This window comes from Arthrobacter sp. FB24 (genome assembly GCF_000196235.1).
GTDB lineage: Bacteria > Actinomycetota > Actinomycetes > Actinomycetales > Micrococcaceae > Arthrobacter.
On the sequence record NC_008541.1, the window covers coordinates 4,053,196 to 4,078,494 of the forward strand.

General features: G+C 63.0%; 21 protein-coding genes. 8 read left to right on the forward strand and 13 right to left on the reverse strand.

Annotated features, from left to right (window positions below):
• Positions 1 to 114: 114 nt before the first annotated feature.
• The 4 genes from ARTH_RS18310 to ARTH_RS18325 all read right to left on the reverse strand — a co-directional run bounded on the left by ARTH_RS18310 (position 115) and on the right by ARTH_RS18325 (position 2,999).
• Positions 115 to 990 (reverse strand): aminoglycoside phosphotransferase family protein, encoded by an 876-nt coding sequence (locus tag ARTH_RS18310; protein ID WP_232223551.1) that lies wholly within the window; start codon positions 988 to 990, stop codon positions 115 to 117.
• Positions 991 to 1,167: 177 nt separating this feature from the next.
• Entirely contained in the window at positions 1,168 to 1,494 is a 327-nt protein-coding gene (locus ARTH_RS18315) for a helix-turn-helix transcriptional regulator (RefSeq protein ID WP_011693437.1), read from the reverse strand.
• Positions 1,491 to 2,519, reverse strand: a complete 1,029-nt coding sequence (locus tag ARTH_RS18320) for a TerC family protein (RefSeq protein ID WP_011693438.1) — start codon at positions 2,517 to 2,519, stop codon at positions 1,491 to 1,493. Before ARTH_RS18320 ends, ARTH_RS18315 begins: the two co-directional genes overlap by 4 nt.
• 183 nt (positions 2,520 to 2,702) lie before the next feature.
• Positions 2,703 to 2,999, reverse strand: a complete 297-nt coding sequence (locus ARTH_RS18325; RefSeq protein WP_156810708.1) for a hypothetical protein — start codon at positions 2,997 to 2,999, stop codon at positions 2,703 to 2,705.
• Positions 3,000 to 3,166: 167 nt separating this feature from the next.
• Here ARTH_RS18325 and ARTH_RS18330 point away from each other — a divergent pair, with 167 nt between their 5' ends.
• From ARTH_RS18330 to ARTH_RS18345, 4 genes are all read left to right on the forward strand, one after another.
• Positions 3,167 to 3,706 (forward strand): TspO/MBR family protein, encoded by a 540-nt coding sequence (locus ARTH_RS18330; protein ID WP_307800682.1) that lies wholly within the window; start codon positions 3,167 to 3,169, stop codon positions 3,704 to 3,706.
• 46 nt (positions 3,707 to 3,752) lie between these two features.
• Positions 3,753 to 4,490, forward strand: coding sequence for a VOC family protein (locus ARTH_RS18335; RefSeq protein ID WP_011693441.1), 738 nt, complete (start codon positions 3,753 to 3,755; stop codon positions 4,488 to 4,490).
• A gap of 184 nt (positions 4,491 to 4,674) precedes the next feature.
• Entirely contained in the window at positions 4,675 to 5,766 is a 1,092-nt protein-coding gene (locus tag ARTH_RS18340) for a type I restriction endonuclease (RefSeq protein ID WP_011693442.1), read from the forward strand.
• On the forward strand, positions 5,763 to 6,434 hold the full coding sequence (locus tag ARTH_RS18345) for a hypothetical protein (protein WP_011693443.1): 672 nt from the start codon (positions 5,763 to 5,765) through the stop codon (positions 6,432 to 6,434). The genes ARTH_RS18340 and ARTH_RS18345 overlap by 4 nt, the downstream gene beginning before the upstream one ends.
• A gap of 93 nt (positions 6,435 to 6,527) precedes the next feature.
• Here ARTH_RS18345 and ARTH_RS18350 read toward each other — a convergent pair whose 3' ends face one another.
• Complete coding sequence (locus ARTH_RS18350; protein ID WP_011693444.1) at positions 6,528 to 7,301, reverse strand: GOLPH3/VPS74 family protein; 774 nt, start codon at positions 7,299 to 7,301, stop codon at positions 6,528 to 6,530.
• Positions 7,302 to 7,379: 78 nt separating this feature from the next.
• The gene (locus ARTH_RS18355; protein WP_011693445.1) at positions 7,380 to 7,820 is read right to left on the reverse strand and encodes a CBU_0592 family membrane protein; all 441 of its coding nucleotides are present in this window, start codon (positions 7,818 to 7,820) and stop codon (positions 7,380 to 7,382) included.
• Positions 7,821 to 8,004: 184 nt separating this feature from the next.
• Between ARTH_RS18355 and ARTH_RS18360 the strand changes: the two genes are divergently transcribed.
• Entirely contained in the window at positions 8,005 to 8,928 is a 924-nt protein-coding gene (locus ARTH_RS18360) for a LysR family transcriptional regulator (RefSeq protein WP_011693446.1), read from the forward strand.
• A 98-nt stretch (positions 8,929 to 9,026) separates the two neighbouring features.
• Here the strand turns inward: ARTH_RS18360 and ARTH_RS18365 are convergent, their stop codons facing one another.
• Entirely contained in the window at positions 9,027 to 9,332 is a 306-nt protein-coding gene (locus ARTH_RS18365) for a hypothetical protein (protein WP_011693447.1), read from the reverse strand.
• Between the two features lie 147 nt (positions 9,333 to 9,479).
• On the opposite strand from ARTH_RS18365, the gene ARTH_RS18370 reads away from it, so the two are divergent.
• The 3 genes from ARTH_RS18370 to ARTH_RS18380 all read left to right on the forward strand — a co-directional run bounded on the left by ARTH_RS18370 (position 9,480) and on the right by ARTH_RS18380 (position 13,923).
• The gene (locus ARTH_RS18370; protein WP_011693448.1) at positions 9,480 to 10,037 is read left to right on the forward strand and encodes a hypothetical protein; all 558 of its coding nucleotides are present in this window, start codon (positions 9,480 to 9,482) and stop codon (positions 10,035 to 10,037) included.
• Entirely contained in the window at positions 10,034 to 12,934 is a 2,901-nt protein-coding gene (locus ARTH_RS18375; RefSeq protein WP_011693449.1) for an ATP-binding cassette domain-containing protein, read from the forward strand. The genes ARTH_RS18370 and ARTH_RS18375 overlap by 4 nt, the downstream gene beginning before the upstream one ends.
• A gap of 164 nt (positions 12,935 to 13,098) precedes the next feature.
• Positions 13,099 to 13,923 carry an alpha/beta fold hydrolase gene (locus ARTH_RS18380; RefSeq protein ID WP_011693450.1) on the forward strand — a complete coding sequence of 275 codons (825 nt, stop codon included), beginning with the start codon at positions 13,099 to 13,101 and terminating at the stop codon, positions 13,921 to 13,923.
• Between the two features lie 109 nt (positions 13,924 to 14,032).
• On the opposite strand, the gene ARTH_RS18385 is transcribed toward ARTH_RS18380, so the two are convergent.
• The 6 genes from ARTH_RS18385 to ARTH_RS23620 all read right to left on the reverse strand — a co-directional run bounded on the left by ARTH_RS18385 (position 14,033) and on the right by ARTH_RS23620 (position 25,058).
• A complete protein-coding gene (locus tag ARTH_RS18385; protein ID WP_011693451.1) occupies positions 14,033 to 15,265 on the reverse strand; it encodes a saccharopine dehydrogenase family protein in 1,233 nt (410 codons plus the stop codon).
• Between the two features lie 90 nt (positions 15,266 to 15,355).
• Entirely contained in the window at positions 15,356 to 19,006 is a 3,651-nt protein-coding gene (metH, locus tag ARTH_RS18390) for a methionine synthase (protein WP_011693452.1), read from the reverse strand.
• 281 nt (positions 19,007 to 19,287) lie between these two features.
• Positions 19,288 to 20,247 carry a carbohydrate kinase family protein gene (locus ARTH_RS23615; protein WP_011693453.1) on the reverse strand — a complete coding sequence of 320 codons (960 nt, stop codon included), beginning with the start codon at positions 20,245 to 20,247 and terminating at the stop codon, positions 19,288 to 19,290.
• 69 nt (positions 20,248 to 20,316) lie between these two features.
• Complete coding sequence (locus tag ARTH_RS18395; RefSeq protein WP_232223552.1) at positions 20,317 to 21,759, reverse strand: hypothetical protein; 1,443 nt, start codon at positions 21,757 to 21,759, stop codon at positions 20,317 to 20,319.
• A gap of 420 nt (positions 21,760 to 22,179) precedes the next feature.
• Complete coding sequence (locus ARTH_RS18400; protein ID WP_043430070.1) at positions 22,180 to 23,268, reverse strand: hypothetical protein; 1,089 nt, start codon at positions 23,266 to 23,268, stop codon at positions 22,180 to 22,182.
• Entirely contained in the window at positions 23,265 to 25,058 is a 1,794-nt protein-coding gene (locus ARTH_RS23620; protein ID WP_232223553.1) for an ORC-CDC6 family AAA ATPase, read from the reverse strand. The genes ARTH_RS18400 and ARTH_RS23620 overlap by 4 nt, the downstream gene beginning before the upstream one ends.
• Positions 25,059 to 25,299 lie beyond the last annotated feature (241 nt).

Here is a 25,299-nt window from a genome sequence, read left to right on the forward strand (position 1 = left end):
GTCTCCGCCACTGCTTTGCCGTCCATACCCACAGCATGTCAGCAGGGTCTGACAAAAAACCCCGGACCATTAACCCCGCTTCAAAGCCAACCCGCTTCAAAGCCGCAGGCAGAGTCAGCCTTCCAGAATCTGCCTGATCCCGAACTCTCCGACGGCGAACATCCGCGGATTATCGTCGGAGTTGCTCAACATGGCGGTGGAAAGGATGAGAGCCCAGCCCCGGGCCCTCATCCAGGTGTCCCATTCCACTGCGGGGCCAAAGGCGTCCGTGAAGCGGCGGCGGGCGCCGGCGTCGAACATCAGCCACCCCACCGCGAGGTCGACAGCCGGGTCCCCCGCCCCGACGTCACCGAAATCGATGACGCCGGCCAGCGAGCCGTCCTCCGCCAGCAGGATATTGCCCGGGTGAAGGTCGCCGTGGAGCATCACCGCCGGGCCGTCCCAGGCTCTAGCGGCACACGCCTGCGCCCACACCTCCTTCAGCGCTGCCGCCTGCGGGTAGCGTCCGCGGTCCGCGAGCCGTTCCAGCACCGCAGAGTTACGGTCCGTCAGCGGCACGCCGCGGAAAGGATTCACCGGGACGCCGGTTTCGGCGGCCACGTGGAGGGCCAGGAGGAACTCGGCCAGGCCCTCGGCGGCCGGCCCGCGGTCTGCAAGGCCGGCGTCGGCCGCGGCGTCCCCGGGGACCCACCGCACGATGCTCCACGGCCAAGGAAAGTCCAACGTCGGCCGGCCGGCATGGACGGGGACAGGAACCGCAAACGGGGAGCGTCGGGCTATGCCGGGAAGGTAACGCAGCTCATGCAGTATCAGGGAAACCGCCTCCGGCCTGCGTGGCAGCCGGACGGCCAGGTCGTCGCCGAGCCGGAAAGTCGCGTTGTCCCAGCCATTCGCCACCCGCTCCAACGGACGATCGCCGAGGTCGGGCCGCTGGTCCCGGACGAGGCCCTGGACGACGGCGTCACTCACTTCCACCGTGGCTGGTGGCATTCCCGCCATTCAGGGTTCCGCCTTCCTTGTTCCTGCGTCTAAATGTTCCGGCGAGGCATCCGGCCCCTTCCATTGTCAGGTACGGACGTTACGGTCCGCCTTGGGGGCGCACTGCCAAGCGGACGACGGCGGGACGTCCCGCCGTCGTCCGCTTGCGTTTGAAAACGGGCAACGTTCTTACGGCGCCGGATCGGAGAACAGGCGGATCAGCCCGTCGATTTCGCGTGCTGCCTCGGTGGGATGCCGGAAATGCTGATGCGGTTCAATGTTGTAGAAGGTGCGGCGTCCCACCCGGGTGCGGTGCAGGTATCCGCCGCTTTCAAGGTCTTTGAGGATCTGGAGGGCCGCCCGCGGCGTGATGCCCACCCGGTCGGCGATGTCCGCCACACGCATTTCGGGGTCCGCCGCCACGGCCAGCAGCACGTGCCCGTGGTTGGTGAGGAAGGTCCACCCGGCCCGCCCGGAAGCGGGCAGGCCGGGGCGGGATGCTTCCTCCGGATTCACGTCCGGACCGATTTCTTACCGGGACGCCGCCACAACGGTTCCAGCGCTTCGATCTCCTCGGCTGAGGCGGTTCCGAAGGGCGGGTTCTGCGGCGCGGGGAGCGCGTGACGTGCCTGCCCGCGGGTGACCCAGAGGCTTGCCGCGATGGATACGCCGAGGATTGTGGCGATGACGGCGAGCGACACCGGGGTGGGGATGTAGTAGATGTCGATCTTGAGGAGCATCTTGATGCCGACCCAGATCAGGACGAGTGCCAGGCCGATCTTGAGGTAGATGAACCGGTGGATCAGGTCGGCCAGGAGGAAGTACATGGCCCGGAGTCCCAGGATGGCGAAGGCGTTGGCGGTGAAGACGAGGAATACTTCGTCGGTGACCGCGAAGATTGCCGGAATGGAGTCAACCGCGAAGATGATGTCGGTGACTTCAACCAGCACCAGGACGGCCAGCAACGGGGTGGCGAGGAGGGCGCCGCGCTTGCGGATCAGGAACCGCTGGCCGTGGAAGTCCTCGGTCATGGGCACCCGCCGGCGGAAGAGCGCCAGCGCCTTGGATTTCTCCGGGTCCAGGTGCTCGTTGCGGTGGCGGATCATCTGGTAGCCGGTGTAGAGCAGGAAGGCCGCGAAGAGGTACAGCACCCATCCGGCGCTGGCGATGATCGCGGAGCCGGCCGCGATGAAGATGCCGCGGAACACCAGCGCGCCCAGCACACCGAAGAACAGGACGCGGTGCTGGTACTCCCGGGGCACCGCGAAGTACGTGAAGATGATGGCCCAGATGAACACGTTGTCCACGGCCAGGGACTTCTCGATCAGGTATCCGGCGAAGTACTGCTGGCCGAACTCGGCCCCGTAGATCCGCCATACCAGCGCACCGAAACCAACTCCGAAGGCAACCCAGACAGCCGACCACAGGGCCGCCTCCCGGACACCGATCACATGTGCCTTGCGGTGCGCGAAAAGGTCCACAGCCAGCATAAGGACAATGAAGCCAAGGACGGCCAACCAGGCCCATAGGGGAACGTTCATCAGACAAACCCGCTTCCAGTCAGTTCAACCAACTGGAGGTCTTTCCCGGTCCTCTGGGGACCTGTCCCGCCGGGCCGTTCAGGGACGGCCGGACTGACGACGGAACATTCAGGGGATACTCCCCTCCGTACGAAATAGTGAAACATATTTCACCTGTTACGGCAATGGGTGAGCGGGCGGCTTTCAGGCCGGGGGACGCGGCTCGACGTGGAGGGTTTCCAGATAGTCCTCGTCGTACTTGTCGTCCCGGACGTCGTCATTCGGGAAACCACCGGGAAGGCTGCCCTGATTGAGGCCGGCCAGAAGGACGTGCTCAAGCCGCACCTCGGTGTTCATAGCCGTTGCCTGGACGGTTCCCGTCGCCGTACCCGGTATTTTTGCGTTGGCCATCTCATCGATGCCGGCCACGCTGGCTGCGACCAGGAAGAACGCCGCGACGGCGGCCAGCCCGCGAACTGTTCTCCTTCTCCATGCGCTCATACCCTGATCGTCGTCCACCCGCATTGGAACAAGTCACCGATTGCCTTTGGGCAGGCTGTGAAAGCCAGTAGGCGAACGACGGCGGGCGGACGACGGCGGGGGTCCCGCCGTCGTGGTTTGACGGTCGTGGTTTGACGGGAGGGCTCGCAGTTGTTCACAGTAAGTCAGTGCTCTTGAACGTTGAACAAAGCGCCCCGGGCACTCCCGCCCCCGGCACACGGCCGCGGAGGCGGCAGATCGCGGCCCTCCTCGGTTTCTTGGCGGCGTCCTGTGCGGTGTCGCTGCTGGGCTCCCTGCCGATCAGGATGAACAGTGCCTGGTACGCGGCCGCGGACAAGGCACCGTGGACCCCGCCGGGGTGGATGTTCGGCTCGGTCTGGCTGGTGCTATATGCCGCCATGGCGGTGGCGGCATGGCTGGTGTGGCGTCAGCAGCGGCACCCGCGCCGGCCGGCGCTCAAGGTCTATGGCAGCCTGCTGCTGCTGAACCTGTCGTGGCCGCTGATGTTTTTCGGCATGTATCCGATGATGGGCACCGCAGCCCTGTGGCTGGCGCTGCTGGTGATCGCGGCGCACGCGGTGATTGCGACCCTCGCCGTGCTGCACTTCGGGCCGATCAGTACGACGGCGGGGGTACTGATGCTGCCCTACGTTTCGTGGCTGGTGTTCTCGGGCAGCCTGAACCTGTACGCGGCCCTGAACAACTAGGGTTCGCCTCCCGTTTCGGATGCTGGCTGTTATAGGGTCTGGCGGTATGGCATTGCAACTCGTTCAGGTGAATTTCAAGGCTCGGGATGACGCAGCGATCGGCCGGTTCTGGGCGGAGGCACTCGGCTGGGGTGTTTCCAGCGAGGGACCCGGCGTGACCAATGTTGAACCCGTGGGCTTCGTCTGGCCGGACCCCGTCGCCGTCTGCGTGGATGTGGTCACCGTCCCGGACCCCGAAACGGTCAACTACCGCGCGCACCTCGATCTCGCCACCGCCTCCGCGGCCCACCAGGCGGAGCTGGTGGCCCGGCTGAAGGAGCTCGGTGCGACGCCCGCCGACGTGGGCCAGGGTGATGTGCCGTGGACGGCCATGGCCGACCCGGAGGGCAACCTGTTCCGCGTGCTGGAACCCCGGTCGATCTACCGGGACACCGGGCCGATAGCCGCCGTGGTGGTCAACTGCGCGGACCCGCGGGCCATGGCCCGGTTCTGGGGCGAGGCGATGGACTGGACCCTGCATGAGGTGACCGACGATCACGCCAGGCTGCGATCCGCCAAGGGTGTGGGGCCGTATCTTGAGTTCCTTCGCGAGCCAGTTTTGAAGACCCTCTGCGGCCGCGTCCATCTGGACCTGATGCCGTACCCCGGTGATGACCAAGCGGCCGAGGTGGCCCGGCTGCGGGCTCTGGGCGCCACTGACGCCGACGTCGGCCAGGGCGATGTGCCGTGGGCGTGCCTCGCCGACTCAGAGGGCAACGAATTCTGCGTCCTCGCTCCGCGGTGAGGCGCGGTGGCTCGGCTGGCGGGGCTGGTGCGAACTCCCGGAGCCTGAACTAAGCGGCGCCACTTAGACAACCAAATGTCGAAATGTTCACCAGCGCCTCCTGCAAAAACCATGCCTACATTTCGGTTAGATTCGGCTCCGCTGCGCTACGGTTGGCAGCACCAACATTTTTCAAGGGGGACAAATGGAGTTTGCAGAAAAACTTTCGGCTCTGGCAGCAAAGGTGCGTCAGCAGCGAGGTGTGATCCAAACTGAGGAGGCTACAAAGAACGCCTTTGTCATGCCCTTCATTTCCACAATTCTTGGTTACGACGTCTTCAATCCCATGGAGGTCGTTCCAGAGTTCATCGCGGATGTAGGTCTCAAGAAGGGCGAGAAGATCGACTACGCCATCGTTAAGGACGGCGAAGTCCAGATCCTGATCGAGTGCAAAAAGTCCACGGAACCAGTGAAGATCGAGCACGCCTCGCAGCTTTTTCGGTACTTTGCCGTCACGAACGCCAGAATCGCTATCCTGACCAACGGCGAGGTGTACCAGTTCTTCACGGACCTCGATGCACCGAACCGCATGGACGAAAAGCCGTTTCTCGTCCTCGATTTAAGCGACATTGATGAGTCCCTCATCCCGGAACTGCAGAAGCTATCCAAGGACGTCTTTGATCTCGATTCAATCATCAGTGCCGCTGGTGAACTGAAATACATCGGTGAACTCAAGAGGACTTTGGCGGCTCAATTCAAGGAGCCGGAGGATGAGTGGGTCAAGTTCCTCACTGGTCGCGTTTATCCGGGCCCTTACACTCAGAAAGTCCGTGAACAATTCACAGCCTTGGTAACCAAGGCGTCCAAACAGTTCCTGAACGACCAGGTGAACGAGCGCCTAAAGAAAGCCCTCGGCGCCCCCAGCTTCCCACAAGCCGACGACGCCACGGCGGCGGCCACCGTCACAAGCGCCCCTGTCGCCGAAGCCGACCTGGCCGAAGCGGATGGTTTGGAAACAACACTGGAGGAAATCGAGGGCTACCAGATCGTCCGGGCAATCGTCTGCAGCGAAGTGAAGCCCGCTCGCGTGGTTCAGAGGGACGCCAAGTCCTATTTCGCAGTGCTGCTGGACGACAACAACCGCAAGCCGATTGCGCGCCTGCACTTCAACCGTACGCAGAAGTACATCGGAATCTTTGACGTCAACAAAGAAGAGACGCGCGTGCCCATCAGCTCGCTGGAAGAAATCTACGAGCACACGGAAGCCCTTCGGGCGAGTGTGAAGAGCTACCTGTGAGCGCAACTATTTCTGACCTCGATCGGCTTCTCGTCGCCATCGCGGCCATACCGACGCCCTGGAAAGAATGGCCTGGCGGCTATCCTGGCCGCCTGGATCTCGCCTTGGTAGACGCCGTCATGTCGATCCGGTTCCGGTACGGACGAGAACGCAAAGACGGATCGTGGACAGGCGCGCGCGGCGCGGTCTTGCGATATCAGGCGTACTCAGACCACGTCGCCCCTGCAGAGAAGATGAAGAATCTCGCGAATCAGGATCCGATTGCGCTCGAAAGGATTCTGAATCGCCAGAAGGTCCATTCCGGGAAGACCAAAGCTTGTGCGATCGTGGAGGCGGCGCAACGCTTCCTAGCGATTGACGTAACCGAGCCGGCGCACTTACGGCCCGACGATGCTGAACATAGAGCTCAGTACACTGGCGTCTCGGGCCTAGGTCCAGTCACGTGGGAGTACTTCACCATGCTCCTAAGCCACGACGGCGTAAAAGCGGACACGTGGATCAGAAGGTTCGTCGAAAGATCCGTCCAGCGCAATGTGTCTTCGGACGAGGCTGGCGCCCTGATCAAGGAGGCTGCCAATAAGCTCGACGTAAGAGAGACGAAACTCGACTACGCAGTGTGGAACTACGCCAGCACCACGCGGTTAGAGACCATGCCGAAACTATCCTGATCTTCCCAGGGCAGAAACTGCGGACGGCGGCGGGACGGCCGCCGTCGTCCCCGCGGTGAGGCGCGCACTCCCCGCCGTCGTCCGCGGACAGCACTACAAGGTTGCGGCTTCTTCCTCCGCCAGTCTGATCAGGCGGAGTTCGTCCTCCACGGCACGGGTGGGCCAATAGTCCCTGGCCAGCTCATTTGCCCGGGTTAGGTCTGCTGCCGGGAAGAGCTTGCCGAGCAGTCCGGCCGCCTGAAGCAGGGCGATCAGCACCGTGGTCCGGAGATCGGGCCCTTTGGACTCAGGTTTCGCGGCAGGTTTCGCAGCATCAGGCGCCCCTTCCCCGGAAACCCCGGCCTCAGCCGCCGCTGCATCAGGCGCCCCTGCCTCGGTAACCCCCGCCTCAGGAACCTCGAGATTGGACGGCGCACCACTGAGTGCCGCTTCGATCTTTTTCAGGAGCACCTCCTCCGCAGCGTGGTCCTTGTGCGGGTATCGTACGGCCCGGAACCGGCCCAGATGCTTTTCACCGACGTGCTCCACGATGCCCGCCGACGCCATTCCCTCGTACACACCCTGCACTTCGGCGCGGCTGTCCAGTACGGAGACCCACCACTTGGGAGTGCGGGCACGGGATTTGCCGCGGATGAGTTCCAGCTCGTCCTGGAAGTCCGTTTGCGGGACAGTCCCGGTGGCCCTGACGTGCTTCCCCTGCAGCTCGATCGCACCGAGCAGCGCCAGCTCGGCCAATATTGCCCCTGCCACAGTGGTCCTGAGTGCGAACACCGGCACTTCAGGTTTGCCGTTGTTGTCGTTCGTTGCCAGAAGGAGGAAGGCCTGGGGAAGACTCAACTCCGCTGCGTTCGGTGTTTCAGCGTTCATAGCATCATGGTGGCCCTGTTGGGCCGCCACCACAATGAGGAACTAAAAGCGGCGACGTCAACGTGAGCGGGAACCCCGTCAGCGAGTCCCGGCAGTGCTGCTCAGGTGCGCGGAGTCCGCTGTCCACCCGTCACGCAGGCTGGCGTGGCACTCGGCCGCACGTTCGGCGACGTCGCCGTGAACCGCAGACGTAATTGCCTCGACAACAGCGATCTGTCCGGTCGTGTCGGGGACGCCCGGAAATTGCACCTGCGGCGCCTCAACCGCGTCCACCGGCGAATCGTGCGTGGCACGCATGCGAAGAATCGCGATGGCGGAAATAAGGCACCAGGCAATGTTCGTGACCACGGAAGGCCACGCTTCGTGGACCGCACCATTGACGATGAAGGCACATGCACCGATGAGGTTGGCCACCTGGAAGCGCTTGCCGGCCTTCAACCAGCCCATGGAGACGGACAGGTATGCCGACAGGATCAGAACTGCCCCCGACCAACCTGCGATTTCCCACAGCAGTTCCATGATGTCCTTTCGAGGTGATGCCCGGCTGCCATCCGCTGGCGGAATGAAGTTGGCGGGCTACGCGTGTGTTTGGAGTCCGGCCTGGATGTCGCCCGCGGGCCTGCCGTTTCAACAGCAATTATGGGGACGTACCACCTTTAGAGCAATTGCATTCCACTGAAGTCCTGGTTTAGATGTACTTAACATGGACATCGATCCGCGCCGGTTGCGCGTGCTTCTTGCAATTGCTCGTACGGGCGGCGTGCTGGCCGCAGCGGACGAGCTGGGACTTACGCCCTCGGCCGTCTCACAGCAGCTCACCAAATTGGAGGACGAGACGGGGCACGCCTTGGTGGTGCGCACGCCCAAGGGTTCGGTTTTGACACCCGCCGGCCTGGCAGTTGCCGAAGCAGGCGAGGAGATTGAACGCGCCCTCAGTGTTGCTCGCGCCCGAATCGAAGGCGGGGCCAAGGTCGCAGGAGTCGTGCGCGTGGGCGGGTTCACCAGCTTTGTTCGGACGGTGGTGATCCCGCGCCTGCCCGGCTGGCGCACCCAGTACCCGCAATTGGAGATCAGGATCTTTGAGGACGACTTCCCTGCCTTGATGCGGCTGCTACGTCAGCGCCAGCTCGACGCCGTCGTGGTCGAGCTCGACTCTACGACCGCCGAGCAACGTTCACTGTCCGCCGGAATGATTGAAGAGCCCCTCCTTGACGAACCATGGAAGCTGGTGGTTCCGTCGGGTGCACTGCTCACCACCGAGAACGTTGATCTTGCCGGGCTGCCCTTTCCGTGGCTCGGCGTCGAGCCGTCCGCGGCCAACGCGGCGGTGCTCGGTCGCCTTCGCCAGTCAACGGGTGCCCGGATGGAGACGGTCCATCAGTACCAGGACACGCTTACCGCCCTCGCGCTCGTGGCCGCGGGCGAGGGTATTGCGATCGCACCCACCCTGGCATTGAGCGGCGTCCGCCATGACGGGGTGGATGTCCTGGACGTCCCCGGATTGGGCACGCGACGTATCGTCCTGCGACGGTTCGACCGGCGGCGGTCAGCCAACATGCCCGTGGACACAGTCGCGCGCCTCCTGCGGGAATCGGCGGCAGCGTTCGATACCCGGTCCACATCCTGACCGGCCGCAGCAGAAGGGACGGACGACGGCGGGAGGTCCCGCCGTCGTCCGCTTGCGTTTGGCGTTGCTCCACACAGGGCTGCCGTGCGGGGCAGCGGTCAGTCCGCGCCCTGGCCCTCGCGGGCCGTCTCCTCCAGGATCCTGGCTGTGGGGGCTGCGGTCATCAGCTGCCCTATCACCTCGGGGTTGTCCCACACCTCGCTGCGTAGCCGTCCCAGAAAGGCGTTCGCAGAGTCCTTGGTGTCGAAGTCAAGGAGCACAGCCACTCTGTTCCGGTCCTCCGTATCCCGGAACAGGCGGACAGACCTGGCGCCCGAGGCCGCGCGGCCTGCAGGATCGCTGTCGAATACTTTTTTGAAGGCCTCGTAATCCCGGACCGGATAGCTGATCTGCAAGGTGAACATCGTCGTTCCTTTCGCTCGGACTGTGGCAGGTCAAACTTAGGACTTCCGGCATTATCCCGGTAGGGCCGAAGGACGGTGCAGACCGCGCTAACGTCACACAACGCGACGGCATCCCGATCCGGACAGGCCACGCCCTACCCTTGACATGTGACTTTGACTAAGATCCGCACCGCCGCCGCGAGCTCCCTCGCCGCCGCAGGCCTCCTGTTTACCCTCGCCGCCTGTTCCACGCCGGCCGCCACCCAGCCGACCACCTCCGCACCGGCGTCGCCGGCAACGGCTTCATCCAGCGCCTCCTCCGGGCCCTGCACCGGAGTGAAGGTCATCGTAGATTCCGGCGCCCTGAAGCAGGCTGCCGCTGACACATCCGTCTGCGTGCCCGCGGACGCGCCAATCCTCGCGTCCACGGTGCTCGAAGAGGCCAAGGTGAAAACCGAGGGTACCGCCCAATATCCCAAGGAACTGGCGTGCCGGGTGAACGGTGTGCCCGCCGCGGACTTCGACATCACCCACAAGGGCGGCACGTACCGGGAAGACTGCAGCAAGATGCCTGCCGCCTTTGCGTACTGGGCCCTCTGGGTGAAGCCGGCTTCCGGTGACTGGGCATACGCCCAGGAAGGCCTCGCCACGTTGAAGGTGAGCCCCGGCGAGAGCCTGGAACTGCTCTTCACGGTCGACGGCGAACCGGCCGCACCCGCGGCATGACCTTCCGACCCGCGCCGCTACGTGCAGGGGCGGCCCTCGCCGTCGTCTTCATCGTGGCGCGGGTCATCTACCGCGTCCTTTTCAACGGGGCAGGCATCGCCGAGCCGGTTCTGCTCGACCTGCCGGCGATTCGGCTGCCTGCCCCGTACGCCCATGTGGTCCTCCTCGGCCCGGTCACGGCGCCCGGACTGTGGGCGGCGGTCCTGTCCGCCCTGCCGATTGCAGGAATGTTCCTTGGTTTCGGCCTGCTCAACGCCTGGGTGGACGTGGCCCGCGGCTTTGTGCACCTGGCCCGCCGCGGCCCCATGCAGGGCTTGGCCCGGACGCTTGTGGTGGCCTGGGCGGCACTCCCCGCGCTTTCCGACGCCGTGACCTCCGTGCGCCTGGCATTCCGGTTGCGGGGCGAACGCTTCGGGCCCCGAGCCCTTGTTCCCGTGCTGGAGCGCACCCTTGAGCACGCGGCCCGGGTTGCCGCGGCCCTGGAGCTGCGTGGATTCGGGAGCCGGGCGGCACCCCAGCCCGGCAGCGGTACCGAAACACCGCTTTTCGTCCGGAATGCCGAGTTCCGCATTGGTGACGCGCAGGTGCGCGTCACGGAATTCACGCCGTCTAGCGGGTCCATGACGGTGATCACCGGGCCCACGGGCTCCGGCAAGTCCACTATCCTGCGAGGTATCGCGGGCCTCCTCTCCCACGTTGACGGCGGAGAAATTACCGGGACCGTGCGCGTCGCCGGAGCGGACCGTTCCGCCACGCCGCCGCGCGATACCGCCCGCCTCGTCGGCGTCGTATTGCAGAATCCCCGCGCCGCATTCGCCACCACCCGGGTCCGGGACGAAATCGCCCTGGCCCTTGAGCTGCGCGGCATGGCATCCGGTGCCGCCAAGGCCCGGGTGCTGGAGATTGCGGAGAGCATTGGAGTCTCGGCCCTGCTGGACCGGAATGTCAGCACCCTCTCGGCGGGCGAGGCGACGCTCGTTGCCATCGCCGCTGCCGTGGTGGAGCAGCCTGCCCTCCTCCTGGTTGATGAGCCCCTGGCCGACCTTGACACCGCAGCACGCGGACACGTCATCGCGGTGCTTCACGCCCTCGCCCGGGACGCCGGTGTCTGCGTCATCGTGGCGGAGCACCGAGCGGAGCCGCTCGTCCCGGTCGCCGATTCGTGGTGGACTATCGACGACGGCGACCTGGTGCCGGGTGCCGCACCATCCCCGCCGCCGCGCCTTGTCGACGCCGGTCCAATGCCGGCAGAGCCTGCGGACTTCGCGCCCGTACTGACGGCGACACAGCTTGCGGTGCACCGCAAGGGCACGCCGCTGGTGCGCGACGCATCCCTGACCCTGCACCGCGGTGAAGTGGTGGCCCTGGTGGGGCCGAACGGGGCCGGGAAGTCGTCCCTCCTGGTGGCGCTAGCCCTTGGTGAGGGCATGGTGAGTGAAGGAACTGGCAGTGCAGGAAAGCGCGACGTCGGCACGGTGGACGGCGGAAAGGCCGACGGCGGGCGCGTCGCCCTGGTCCCGGACGCCTCGGACGACCTCTTCACGCGGGATACCGTCGCCGGCGAGCTCCGCGCGGCAGAGCGCCGCCTTGCGCGCCGAAAGAACGGCGGACAGCCCGCGCCCGGCTTTGCGGCGTCGCGCCTGGCCCGTCTGCGGGGCGACGTCACGATCCCCATTGGCCAGGAGCATCCGCGGGACCTCTCTGCGGGGGAACGCAGGATCCTGGCGATCGTGCTCCAGACCATGGACGACCCCCGGGTGCTCCTGATCGATGAGCCGACCCGCGGACTGGATCCCGCGGCGCGCACGGCAGTCTCGGCGGCGCTCCGGGCTGCAGCGGATTCCGGTGCGGCGGTCCTGATCGCCACGCACGACCTCGACTTTGCCCACAGCCTTGGCGCCCGGATCCTCCCGATGCATGACGGCGTCGCGCCCTCCTCTGCGGCAGCCGATGTACCTGAACCGCCCCTTCCGCTCCCCCGGACGGCGGGCGCCGGACCAAGGCCGGAGGTCATCGAACCAGACTCGAAGGGCGCAAAAAGACGGCGCCGCATCCGGATGCCACGGGGCATCGAGCTCGCCGTCCTCGCAGCTGCAAACCTTCTGGCCCTCGCAGCATTCTGCTGGCCGCTGCTCGCCGCGGCCTTCCCCGAGGATGCCGCCGCGGCACTCCCCTATGCGGCGCTGGCCATTGCGCCGATCGCCGTCGTCGCCATTGTCGTGTCCCTTGACGGCTCGGTCCGCTCCGCACACACGGTGGCGCTGCTCGGCGTCCTGGCGGCAGTAGGTTCGGCGGTCCGGGTGGCCAGCACCGGCGTCGGGGGTGTAGAGGCAGTCTTTATCCTGCTGATCCTGGCCGGCCGGGCCTTCGGCCCCCGTTTCGGCATGCTCCTCGGCGCCGCCACCATCGCCCTCTCCAGCGCCCTGTGGGGTGGCATCGGGCCGTGGACGCCGTTCCAGATCTTTGCGTGTGCGTGGGTGGGCGCCGGGGCCGGCCTGCTCCCCCGCCGGGTGCGGGGCAAAGCCGAGCTGTGGATGTTGTGCGGCTACGGAGTCGTGGCGTCCTACCTGTTCGGCCTGCTGACCAACCTGTGGTTCTGGCCCTTCGCGGTGGGCGCCGGCACCGGCATCTCCTACGTGCCCGGCGCACCGCTGGGCACCAACCTCAGCAGCTTCCTGCTCTACTCGCTGTTGACGTCGACGGCGGGCTGGGACACCCTGCGTGCCATCACCACCATCGTCGGAATCGCCGTGGTGGGGCGAGCCATTCTCGCCGCGCTCCGGCGGGTGAAGCCGGTCTCCGGCGCGGTTCCTGGACCCGGCGGGCAGGCCGTGCAGGCTCAATCCGCCCAGGCTAAATCCACCCAGTCCGAGGACCGGCTACACATTGGAGTTTGAGGACACCCGACACAGGTCCCTGTCGGGGAGTCGCGTAAGCCGCGTCGCACGCAATGGGCTGAACGGACGTCGCCTTGAAGGTCATAGTGCGGGGATCCCTAGGATTAGCTATTCCCCGTGGATAGTCTGGGACAGGACGCCACCCGATATAGGTCAGTGAGAATGTGAAAGAAGGAGTTGCTGCGGTAATAGGCCGGAACAACGTCACCATATCGGGCCGGGATGACGGGCCTGTGATGATGTTTGCCCACGGTTTCGGCTGCGATCAGGCTATGTGGCGGAAGCTGCTGCCCTATTTCGTTGATGACTACCGGCTGGTGCTTTTTGACCATGTTGGTGCAGGACACTCTGACATCAGCGCCTATGACTGGGAGAAGTACGGGTCCCTCAACGGGTACGCTTCGGACCTGCTGGAGATTTGCGCCGCTCTTGACCTTGAGGATGTCATCCTGGTGGGCCACAGTGTCAGCACGATGATTGCCGTGATCGCCGCTGTGCAGGACCCCAACCGTTTCTCCCACCTGGTTCTGCTTGCTCCTTCGCCCCGTCATACGGATGACCCGTACGACGGCTACGTGGGCGGCTTTTCGCGGGAAGACATCGAGGGCCTGCTGGCATCTCTGGACAGCGATTATTTCGCGTGGGCCGCGGCCTTGGCCCCCATGGTTATGGGCAACCCGCAGGAGCCTGAACTAGCGGAGGACCTGCGTGTCAGCTTCTGCCGGACGAATCCGACCATCGCACGGCACTTCGCCGGGGTAACTTTCTTTTCCGACACCCGCCCTGAACTGAAAAAGTTGCGCACCAGCTGCCTGATCCTGCAGTGCTCCGACGATCGGCTTGCCCCGCCGGAAGTGGGCGCCTACCTGCACAAGAATCTGGAACACAGCACCCTGGTGCAGCTCCAGGCCACCGGGCACTGCCCCCACGTCAGCGCCCCGGAGGAAACAGCCCGGGCAATTCTGCACTACCTCGACACCCACTCCTGACGGAAGCCGCTGGCCCGCGCCCGGTTTGCAGCCTTCTTTCATCAAACACCCCCGCGGGTGCCCGGATAACAGGATTGCCCCGTTTTCAGGCGAGCTGCAGGATCCGGGTTCAGGCGAGTTTGCTTACCTGGTAAGTGTGGCCGGCCGCGCGGAGCCGCTGTATGAGCACGTTGCCGAGTGCCGTGGCCGGCGTCAGTGACCCTTTAGCGGTCGGCAGCCGGTCACCATCGAGGGCAAGGGCGAGTGCAGTCTCCCCTGCCATCACGGCGGTGGCGGCATAGCCGGGATCACCGGGGCCAGCAGCAATCGCTTGGTAACGCTGGCCGTCCTCGGTGCGGGCGGTCACCTGGGAGTGGAACCAGCCCGCGCGCTGCGTGCTGGTGCTCGGACCCGTACCCGGTGCCGGAAGAAAGCGGTCGAGCACCTTCCGGGTAGGCGGGAAGGCCATCGCGCCCGTGAATGCCCTGAGCCCGAGTGCCATTGCCCTTGGGATGACCGCTCCTGCCGGTCCGGGGGCCACCCCCATCACCTCGCCGTACTGAAGGGAGCGCCCGTAGGCCCAGCGCTGCAATGCGTTGCTGCGGCGCACTATCCGGGTGTTGAACGGGGCCATGATGAAAGGCGCGGTCCAGGTGCCGTCAGCGGAACGGCGCACAGGACCGGCGTCAGGCGGCTGTGGTGTCGTTGGCTCCCGTGTGCGGTCGGGGCTCAGGGCGTAGGGGTCCGCGGCTAGTGACCTCAGTGCGGTGCTCGATCGCATCGCATCGAGCTGCCCGCGCATCGATTCGAGGGTGCCCCCGCTGATGCCGGCCCTGGCCCTAGCCTCGAGTTGGACCTCGACCAGACCGCCAGCGCCATCGGCTTCTGCCGCCTGATGAAGCAGCAGTACGGCGAGGTCGGACGGCACAGAGTCGTAGCCGCAGGAGTGCACGATCCTGGCCCCACTCGTCCTGGCCAGAGCGTCGTAGCAATCGATCGCCTCTCGGATGAAGAACACCTCACCGGCGAGGTCGGCGTAGTGGGTACCGGCCCGGGCGCAGGCCTCGACGACGGGCAGTCCGTGTTTCGCGTATGGACCGACGGTTGTGAAGAGCACGCGTGTGTTCGCAGCCAGGGCGGCGATTGAGTCCGCGTCCTCCGAGGAGGCTTCGATGAGGGCCCACCCGTGCGCCGCGGCCGGCAACTCCGCCCGAACCGCCTCGAGCCTGGAGTTGGACCGGCCCGCGAGTCCAACCCGCATCCCGGCCGGTGCATGCTCGGCGATGTAGACGGCAATCAGTCTGCCAACGAAACCCGTCGCTCCGTAGATCACGAGGTCATGTTCCCGAGATGAGGTGTCCATGACTGCAGCCTTTCACAGCGGCATTGCACTTAGCAGCTTTGGACCGGTTACCCCGGAGGCGCTGCGTCCCCGCCCCGATCCGGCTCCAACTCACACCTTGAAGTACTTCGCCTCCGGGTGGTGGAACACGAACGCGTCCGTGGACTGCTCGGGGTGCAGCATCAGCTCATCGCTGAGGACCACGCCCATCCGCTCGGGCTTCAGCAGCTCCGTCACCTTGCGGCGGTCCTCCATGTCAGGGCAGGCGGGGTACCCCAGCGAGAACCGGGCACCGCGGTAATCGAGCTTGAAGTACCCGGCTTTGTCCTTGGGCTCCTCAGCCGCGAAGCCCAGCTCGGAGCGGATGCGCGCATGCCAGAACTCCGCCAGGGCCTCGGTGAGCTGCATGACCAGGCCGTTGAGCTCGTAGTAGTCGCGGTAGTGGTTCCCCTTGAACAGCTCGGACGTCACCTCGTCGATCTTCGAACCGGCGGTGACCAGCTGCACGGGCAGGACGTCCACCTGCCCCGATTCGCGCGAACGGACGAAGTCGGCGAGGCACAGGTGCCGGTCCCGGCGCTGGCGCGGGAAGTCGAAACGCAGCCGCTCGGTGCCGATCGGACCGCCTGAGCCACCATCGGGGGCGAGCAGGCCCGGGGTGCCGAGCACACCGTCGTGGTCCTCCCCGTGGTGCAGCACCACCACCTGTTCCCCCTCGGAGACCACCGGGAAATAGCCGTACGCGACGGACGCATCCAGCATTCCCTCGGCGAGGATGCGGTCCAGCCAGTACCGGAGGCGCGGCCGGCCCTCGAGTTCCACCAGCTCCTCATAGGAGGCGCCGTCATCGCCGCGGCCGGGCTTGAGCCCCCACTGCCCCATGAACGTGGCGCGCTCGTCGAGCAACGCCGCGTAGTCGTGGAGCGCGACGCCGCGGACAATGCGGGTGCCCCAGAACGGCGGCGAAGGCACTAGGTTGTCGGAGGCGACGTCGGAACGGCCGGGCATAGCTTCCGGTTCGGTCACCGTGAACTTCGGGCCGCCCTTATGGATCCGCTTCTTCAGCGGCGGAAGGCCGACGGCGTCCGGATCGGCGCCCCGGGCCACCTGTACCAGGGGTTCCATGAGTGCCAGGCCCTCGAAGGCGTCCTTGGCGTACCGGACGGTTCCTTCAAACTGCTCCGCGAGGTCCTGCTCCACGTAGGCGCGGGTCAGGGCTGCGCCGCCGAGGATGATGGGCCACTTCTTCGCGAGGCCCCGGGACTGGAGTTCCGCGAGGTTTTCCTTCATCACCACGGTGGACTTCACCAGGAGCCCGGACATGCCGATCACGTCGGCGTTGTGCTCCTCGGCTGCGGCCATGATCTCGGCGATGCCCTGCTTGATGCCGATGTTGACCACTTTGTAGCCGTTGTTGGTGAGGATGATGTCCACCAGGTTCTTGCCGATGTCGTGCACGTCGCCACGCACAGTGGCGATCACCATGGTGCCCTTGCCCGAGGAATCCGACTTCTCCATGTGCGGCTCGAGCAGGGCCACCGCATTCTTCATGACCTCGGCGGACTGCAGCACGAACGGCAACTGCATCTCGCCGGCGCCAAAGCGCTCACCCACCACCTTCATGCCTTCGAGCAGCTGGTCGTTGATGATGCCGAGCGGGGTCATGCCTTCGCTGCGGGCGAGGTCCAGGTCAGCTTCCAGGCCCTTGCCTTCGCCGTCGATGATGCGCCGCTGCAGCCGTTCGCCGGTGGGCAGGGCGGCGAGTTCGGCGGCGCGCTGGTCCTTGAGCGCTGCGGTGTCGACGCCGGCGAACAGGTCCAGCATGATGGCCAGGGGGTCGTAAGTGACGTTGCCGTCGGCATCGTATTCGCGGCGGTCATAGACGAGGTCCAGGGCCACTTTGCGCTGTTCTTCCGGGAGGGAGGCGAGCGGCACGATCTTGGCGGCGTCGATGATGCCGCTGGACAGGCCGGCCTGGACGGCTTCGTGCAGAAACACGGAGTTCAGCACCACGCGCGCTGCCGGGTTGAGGCCGAAGGAGACGTTGGAGACACCGAGGGTGGTGTTGATGCCGGGGTACTTGGTGGTGATCTGGCGGATGGCCTCGATCGTTTCGATGCCGTCGCGTCGGGTTTCTTCCTGGCCGGTGGCGACGGGGAAGGTCAGGGCGTCCACGATGATGTCCTCGACGCGCATACCCCATTCGCCCACCAGGGCGTCGACGAGGCGGGAGGCGATGGCCACCTTGCCTTCGGTGGTGCGGGCCTGGCCCTGTTCGTCGATGGTCAGGGCGATCACGGCGGTACCGTGTTCCTTCACTAGCGGCATGATGCGCGCGAAGCGGCTGTTCGGGCCGTCGCCGTCCTCGTAGTTGACGGAGTTGACCACCGGGCGGCCGCCGATGAGTTCGAGCCCTGCCTGCAGCACGGGCGGTTCGGTGGAGTCGATGACGAGCGGGAGGGTGGAGGCCGATGCGAAACGCGACACGATTTCCTTGATGTCGGCCACGCCGTCGCGCCCCACGTAGTCGATGCAGACATCGAGCAGGTGTGCGCCCACACGGACCTGCTCGCGGGCAATATCGACGCAGTCGTCCCAGCGTTCTTCGAGCATCGCCTGGCGGAACGCCTTCGAACCGTTCGCGTTGGTGCGCTCCCCGATGGCGAGGTAGGCGGATTCCTGGTCGAACGGCACGTGATGGTAAAGGGAAGCGATGCCGGCTTCACGTTCGGTGGGGACGCGGCTGCCGTCGGCGCCCCTGCCGCCGCTGGTGACGGCGGCGCTGGCGCGCAAGGGCGCAAGGCGTTCGACGACGGCGGCCATGTGTTCCGGCGTCGTACCGCAACAGCCGCCCACCAGGCCCAGGCCGAATTCCCGCACGAACTGCTCGTGTGCGGTGGCGAGTTCGCTGGGTGACAGCGGATAGTGCGCGCCGTTGGGGCCAAGCACAGGGAGGCCGGCGTTGGGCATGCAGGCGATGGCCACGGAGGACTGCTTGGAGAGGTGGCGCAGGTGCTCGCTCATCTCATCGGGCCCGGTGGCGCAGTTCAGGCCGATGGCGTCGACGCCGAGCGGCTCGAGGGCGGTGAGCGCGGCGCCGATCTCGGAGCCCATGAGCATGGTTCCGGTGGTCTCGACCGTCACCTCCACGAAGATGGGGAGCCGGATGCCGCGGGTGACGATGGCCTGCTTGCAGCCGTTGACCGCGGCTTTGGTCTGCAGGAGGTCCTGGCTGGTTTCGATGAGGAAGGCATCCGCGCCGCCGTCGATCAGGCCCTCGGCCTGCAGTGCGAAGGTCTGCTTGAGGTAGTCGTAGGTGGTGTGGCCCAGGCTGGGGAGCTTGGTGCCCGGCCCCATGGAGCCCAGGACCCACCGCATGCGTCCGTCTGTTTTTTCTGCCGCTTCGGCGCGCTCGCGGGCGATCGCAGCACCCTTGCGGGCGAGCTCCTCGATGCGGTCGTCGATGCCGTAGTCGGAGAGGTTGGACCAGTTGGCGCCGAAGGTGTTGGTTTCCACCGCGTCGATGCCTGTGGCGAAGTACGCGTCGTGGATGTCCGCGAGGACGTCCGGGCGCGTGTCATTGAGGATCTCGTTGCAGCCTTCGAGTCCCAGGAAGTCTTTTTCGAGGGACAGTTCCCGGCCCTGCAGCATGGTGCCCATCGCGCCGTCGGCAATGACGACCCGGGTGTTCACTGCATCCAGGAGCTCCTGGGCGCGGACGGGGCGGGGGACGGACTCAATATCAAGCGCGAAACGAGGCATCTAAACAGGTTACGTCTGGTGGCTCCAACGTTGCGCTGTGTGTCCGTGTACTACGGCGGCGGGTGGGTGCGCTCCTTCCTAGATCTTGCACAGGATCTGCTCCGGAGTCCGCGAGGTGCTGGAGTTTGTCCACATCGCACCACGCCGGTTGATTTTTAAGGCCATGACAGCCAGCCTTGCGAGCATCCTGCCAACCGCTCCGAAATGTCGAGTGTTAGGAGAAACGGGGTCCGGGGTTTGCCCTCGCTCTCTCCCCCAGAAGGAGACCTTCACAGCAAGGGTCAGGCTGAAATGGTATTTCTCTGCGAACTAGGAGTATCACCTTGTAAGGTTTTCGATTCACGGACAACGCGAGGACAAGCAAACCGTTCAAAGTCAGCGATGTCTAACTTCTCCGGAACCTTCGGGTGAACACCCTCCCAAGAACACGCCATCGCTCCGAGCGATTGTCCCTTCGCAACTGCACGCGAGACACCCTCGGTGCTAAGCCCCTCGGTAGATTGAGCCGAAAAGAGACTGTCGAGTAGGCCGGCCGTGGTCCAGTCTCCTGCACCAGCAGAATCGACTTTGCTTGGTACTGCTTCCGGCGGGAAGTGCGTCCATAGGGCTTCTTTGGCAAAGCGAACTTGAGCACCTTCGGAGCCCCGAGTTTCCACTAGCGTTGCGCTGCTGTCGGCAAGACGATCTATGAACGAAGATGAACGTTCCGAACTGAATTTCACTAGTTGTGCAGCGTTAATCGCTCTATCGAATAGCTGAGGTCTTCCCAGTCCTGCGGGCTCAAAGACTACGAAAGTTCCCTGACCAGCCCATGACTCTGCAATAGCGAGCGTAAAAAGGCTAGGGCGGTCAAAAAAGAACACGTCCGGAGGCGGCAGTTCAAGGACAAGCGACCGCGCCTTCTCGTTTGGGGTTGGACGGTGCTTCGCGAAGGCAGTGGCACAAATAGGACAACGAAAGCGCCAAACGTGGTCGCCGCGGTGTTCGATTTGAAGGACCACCGGTGTTGTCCACTCTTCATCTTGGCGAAGGTGGACAACGCCCACGCCCTCGCCTTCCAACTCCGACTTAAGAAACTCGCCGGCGGGATCGGCACCAATTGTGCCAATCAACTGAGTTTTCCACCCCAACCCTTGAAGTGCCCTAGCGACGTTCGTAGCCGTACCACCGGACGAAACACTCATTCCGTTACCCATGATCACGTCGACGGCGCTGAAGCCGCTACTTACAAATGTTCGCACGAGGTGGCTCCGGTCATCGTAGCTTTCCGGCTTGGTTCGCCGGTCGGGACGTCGTAGTTTGTCACCACGTCAATGATCGCTGTTTTTCAGCAATAGATACAGTTGGCTCTTACTCAAGGTCAACTTAGAGAGCGTCTCAACTAGCGCTCGCGGGCCCCTTGACCCAGCGCTGGCGATGTTCCAGCACCTTGTAGGATCAGCCGAACACGCGTCGACCGACACAGTCATTGTATTGGCGCCAAGCAGCGTGAAATCATTCCCACCGGGTTGGCCCTGGTCTCCGATTGCCAGTGCAGATCCGTGACGGGTGATGATGTCCGCTAAGACCCTCTCCTTCCCGTATTTATAGTCGGTAATGTCAACGCTGTGGCCGCTGGAGGCAACTCGCGCAGAATGGCTGTCGTCGTCGACCAGTGCGATCACAAGCTCCCGGAGTGAATTTGAGGTCATTTTCCGACTGTCACTCGTGACCGTAATTTGGGAGGGCCTGACCCGGACGCTGATCAATCTTCTGTCCGAGAACGGTTTTAGCCGATCCTGCAGTCGCCCGAACCAGTCCGGGGCTTCGTTGCGCGATTCACGCAGATCTTCGCTAAGTTCCTGTTGCCAGGCGCCGTTGTGCAGTCCCATCGAAATCATGGGCCAGAACTGACGCGGTACCCATCTTCTAAGATCCTCGTGAAGGCTACCCCCTCGGCCTGAAGCGAAAGCCAATGGAATACCGCCAGCGACCACGCCCACAAGTGCAGTTTGAACTGTTGAGTCAGGTAAGTCATATCGACCAGCGGTGGTGACACACGTTCCGTCGTAGTCAAGAACCAGCGCCTTGACGGGTTTGGAGCGGAGGTCAGCAACCCACGCTGAGTATTCGGCCGAGTACAGCTCCCAAGCCTCTTTAGAGCCGATTTCAAAGCCAGCAGCCTGAACCTTTCGCAATACAGGCCCGACTTTCTGAATAGGGTACAGACGCTTGAACGGCAAATGGTACAAAGAGCGACCATAGGCCGGAACCTGAGGCCTGCTAGGTTCGACCATCTGAATAGCAGCGGCTTCCGCAGGCAAGTTCATTGCGCCTGCCAGCAAGTCCAACGCCGCGGCAGAACCCGTTAGCAGCGTCTCAATTCTGTGAACGCTGAGCCGGTCGGGAAGAGTTGCGATTGTCTTAGCTGCCAGGGCGGCGGACGATGGACTCACTAGTGCCACAACGGTCGTTGTTTCTGATCGGCGCTCCAAACCCACGTGTCGCCCGTGCGCCAGGTTTCTGTAGTCGGCAAGCTGAACGGAGCTTAAACCAAGTTCGTGCATGCGCGTCTCAATGTCGACGGCTGCCGCTCGGCCGTCTTGGGCATGGAGAACTAAGAGCCGCTCCATAATTGTTTTACGAATTGTCACGCAGACATTCGGTAAGACTCGCGGCAAGTCTTCTCTGTAAAGCCGTGTCACTACAGCCGCCATGACGAGCACACTCTGCGTAGCAAGAAAGCCGTCTTGAATTTGGCTGGGAACAGTCACAACAGTTACGGAAGGTTCCGACATGGGGGTGCTAAGTTCTGACTGTACCCGCTGGGTGACCATGACAACTGGCACACCGTGAGCCAGAGCATGAGAAATAGCCATTCCAGTATCGGGGTGCTTTGCGCGGGCAGAAAATATTATCAGGGCAGCATTACAGGTTCTGCCGACAACTTCCACGAACTTAAGAGGTGTCAGGGCGAGAGCGAAGGCTCCAGTCGATCGATGATGTAGGTCCGCAGCGTGCTCCGCCGCTGGCATCGTTCCACCGCTGCCGACCGCATATAGCGGTCTACCCCGAAGCACCTCATATGCCGAATATAGTTGTCTCTCGTCCGGCTGCGTAAGTGCAGCTTCATAGGCTGACTGAAGCCCATCGAGCTCGTCATTGTAGTTGGCCAAGTGGAGCCCTTTCCAAAGCTACTTATAGGGCTTTCCTGTGAGCCACGCGGTATAAATCCAAGGCTCGCGGTCAACGGGACCAGAGCCGTCAAGTCGATAGGCCATAGGTCGGACGTGGCCGACCACGATATTGGCCTCATGGGCTGCTAAAAGAACCCCCAGGCTAAGGATCTTACTCGTGTGCTCGCTGACGACGATCGTGGCCCCTCCCAACGGTGCCAACGCGGTCCTATATCGATCTGCGAGCCAAACCAACTGGCGGTATAGATCGAAGGGATTCGTCTCTGATGCGTACAACACATTTCTGGGTTCAAACTGCAGTTCATCGATAAGCAACGCCCGATGCTCAAGTACGAGTTCGTCGCCTCTCCTAGGATTCCTCGAGGGAAACGGGAGTACCGGACAGACTTCGTCCGGCTCCAAGAGGTTTGTTAGTGCTCTCAATTCTTCCCCGGCGCCAGCACCCAGGACAGGGACCCAAATGCAAGTTTTGGAGACATCGGGCAGTCGTTCGAAGCCCGCAAGCGTCCCCGGCGCATCGAGGCCGCTGGCAATGATTCTCGCATCCGTGGAAACATCTTCGGACACAGTGACTAGAAGATTACCGTCAAAGCGCCTCCCATCGGCAACATCTGGCAGCGATTGCTGGAGAAGCAGTTGGAGTACGGTGAACGATATGGATGACGGAAGACCGCTCATGTCGACAATTACTGTGTCAAACTCCAAAACACGGTGTTCTGCCTGCAACTGCCGGCTTAACACAGTGCCGACAGTGTTGGGATCAAGCACCTGCGGTGAATCTAAAATCGTGAGCTGACTTCCGAAAAGTCTTTGAAGCTCTGCTTCATTTTCCGTAGCCGCAGCTTCTGCATCGTCATGTTCTCCACTAACGCTGGGCTTGAGGGCCAAGACGGTAAGACCGCCCCAATGCTGCTCAGCGATCAAACGTGGTGTGTCCAAGGTCCTAGGATCAAATCCTGCCCCACATATCAGAAGAGAGGATTCGCCTTCTTTGCACACTTCATTCCACAGAATTTGGCTCTTCTCCGTGCCATCTGCGAACACATAGTCATACCAGCGGAGCTGTGCTGAGGCCGCGGTGGTCATTTGGGCCACCCCTCCAGAGTGCTGAGAGGCATCGTAGGATCCGGGGCTGGCTGGACCCCGCCAATCTGTCGAGCGATTTCAATTTTTCGGGCTAACTTGGTGATTGATTGTTCTCGAAAACCGCCCCTTTGCAGAGGAAGGTCGAAATGGGGACACAAGAGTCGATTCAGATAAAATACTGACCATTTTTGGCCTTTAGCGCTAGTTCCTTCAGATGACATTTCCAGCAGGTTGTTTGCCACCGCCGATGACAGTGCTCGAGAAAGACGCTCGTAGCGAGCATCAGGACCGCGACCGTCCTTTCGGCCAAAAAGAAAAGAACGCTCGTGCATGGCAATTGCAGTGCCGGTTACACCAGGAGCATAAGGAGCTGTGGATCTATATGTCTCCAGACGACTGTGGTCAGCGACGGTGTGCAATAAGGCCAGCACATCCTGCCCATGCGCAACGCGACGAACTACAGCCTCCCACAGCTGCTTACTGGACCGACGTACACGTTGATCTTGCTCTGCCGCGCTAAGGTAGGGGCCGGTTCGCCTGCGCTGAGCAACCGCCGATGTCATCAGGTCAAACATGTCGCCGCCAAGGCTCAAATATTGTTCGACGTTTCGGCTAGAAAGGTCGGCAAGGGTTTCATGACCTGTGTAATACGGCAAATTAAACTCGGTGGCCAGGAATAGCCGCGCAGCGCCCTTTGTACTTGACGACGACATGCGTGTTGCCTGACCAGCTTCAATTTCATATTCGAAAAGTGCAGGCTGGGAACGCCTCACATCCCTTTCGATAAGAATCTGGAGTTCTCGCCAATCTAGAGCGGCTTCTAAGCGATCCACACCAGCTTGTCTGCCCTCGGCGGCTGACAGCCACCCGGCGTATCGAGGATTAGCAGCAACAAGAGTCCGGAGTTCGGCCGCAACGGCATCAAAGACTTCCTTCCTGCGGCCGGCAGGAATTTGTTCGGCTGTACTAAGGAGAGTCGTGAAGGGTTCATGGATATTCAACGACGCCAAGCGCACCTGCGCGCGACTGTCCGCGATACCTCCGAGAATTCTACCCAGCCGTGTTGAATGTCCCCCCTTTGCGCCTGCAGTGAGTTCGTCTTCCAAAGCAACCATTTGATAGTCGCGACCGTCAGTGGTGCCCGTCAGAAGTTCATGATCCGGAACAGCGTCTTTGCGCTCCGCAATCCACCTGCCCAAGTTGTTGGCTCGGTCCAAAAGTTGAGTATACAGAGCCTCGCGTTGCGCCACCTCAAGCTCGTGCACATCATCGAAAAGGACAACAGGCCTATAGTCAACAACACGTCCATCAATTTCGATTTTGACATTCCCCAACAGCGGCAGGGCGTACAGTCGGGAATGACCTGTCTCCGATTCCCATTCAACTGGCAATAACGAATCCAGCAGAGAAAGGACGCTTCGTTCTTTATTGCGCACGATGCCGAGAAGCGTCTCACCGTCGATACCATCAGAATCTCGGGCCGAAAGCGCACTATCCTTATATGAGTCATCGATCTGAGCCAGTGCTTCTCTGGCTGACTCACCCTCTGATCCTTCTCGTGGAATGAGGCGCAGACGCTTGGCATCCAAAGGAAAACGTAGTCCACTCGCGGACATAACTGCCTCCACAGCGCGAGCAATTATTCGCGCGTCCAGAAGCTTGAAGAATATTTTTTGATTGCCGATTCCGCTTGGTCCCAGGTCAATTAGCGACCTGTAATCTTTTCCTACACTGACCAAAACGCCGAGGATCCGCAACTTCCCGTTGCCTATGACATCAAGATCCTCCAAGGCTCTGCGAAGTGCCCTTATTGCGTCGTCAGGGTTGTCAATTCGGGTAATAGCGTTGAGGGACTCAGGCGTCAGCAGGCGAAGAATGGAAGTCTTACCGGCACCCGGCGCACTGCGAAGGACGACAAGTCTGTTCCAAGCACTTTCCGCGGGCGGTAAGACTTCCAACATACCCACACTGAAAGTCCGGATAAAGCTTATATGGTCGCGTTGCTGCTCGGTGAAGCGAAGGCGAAACGGA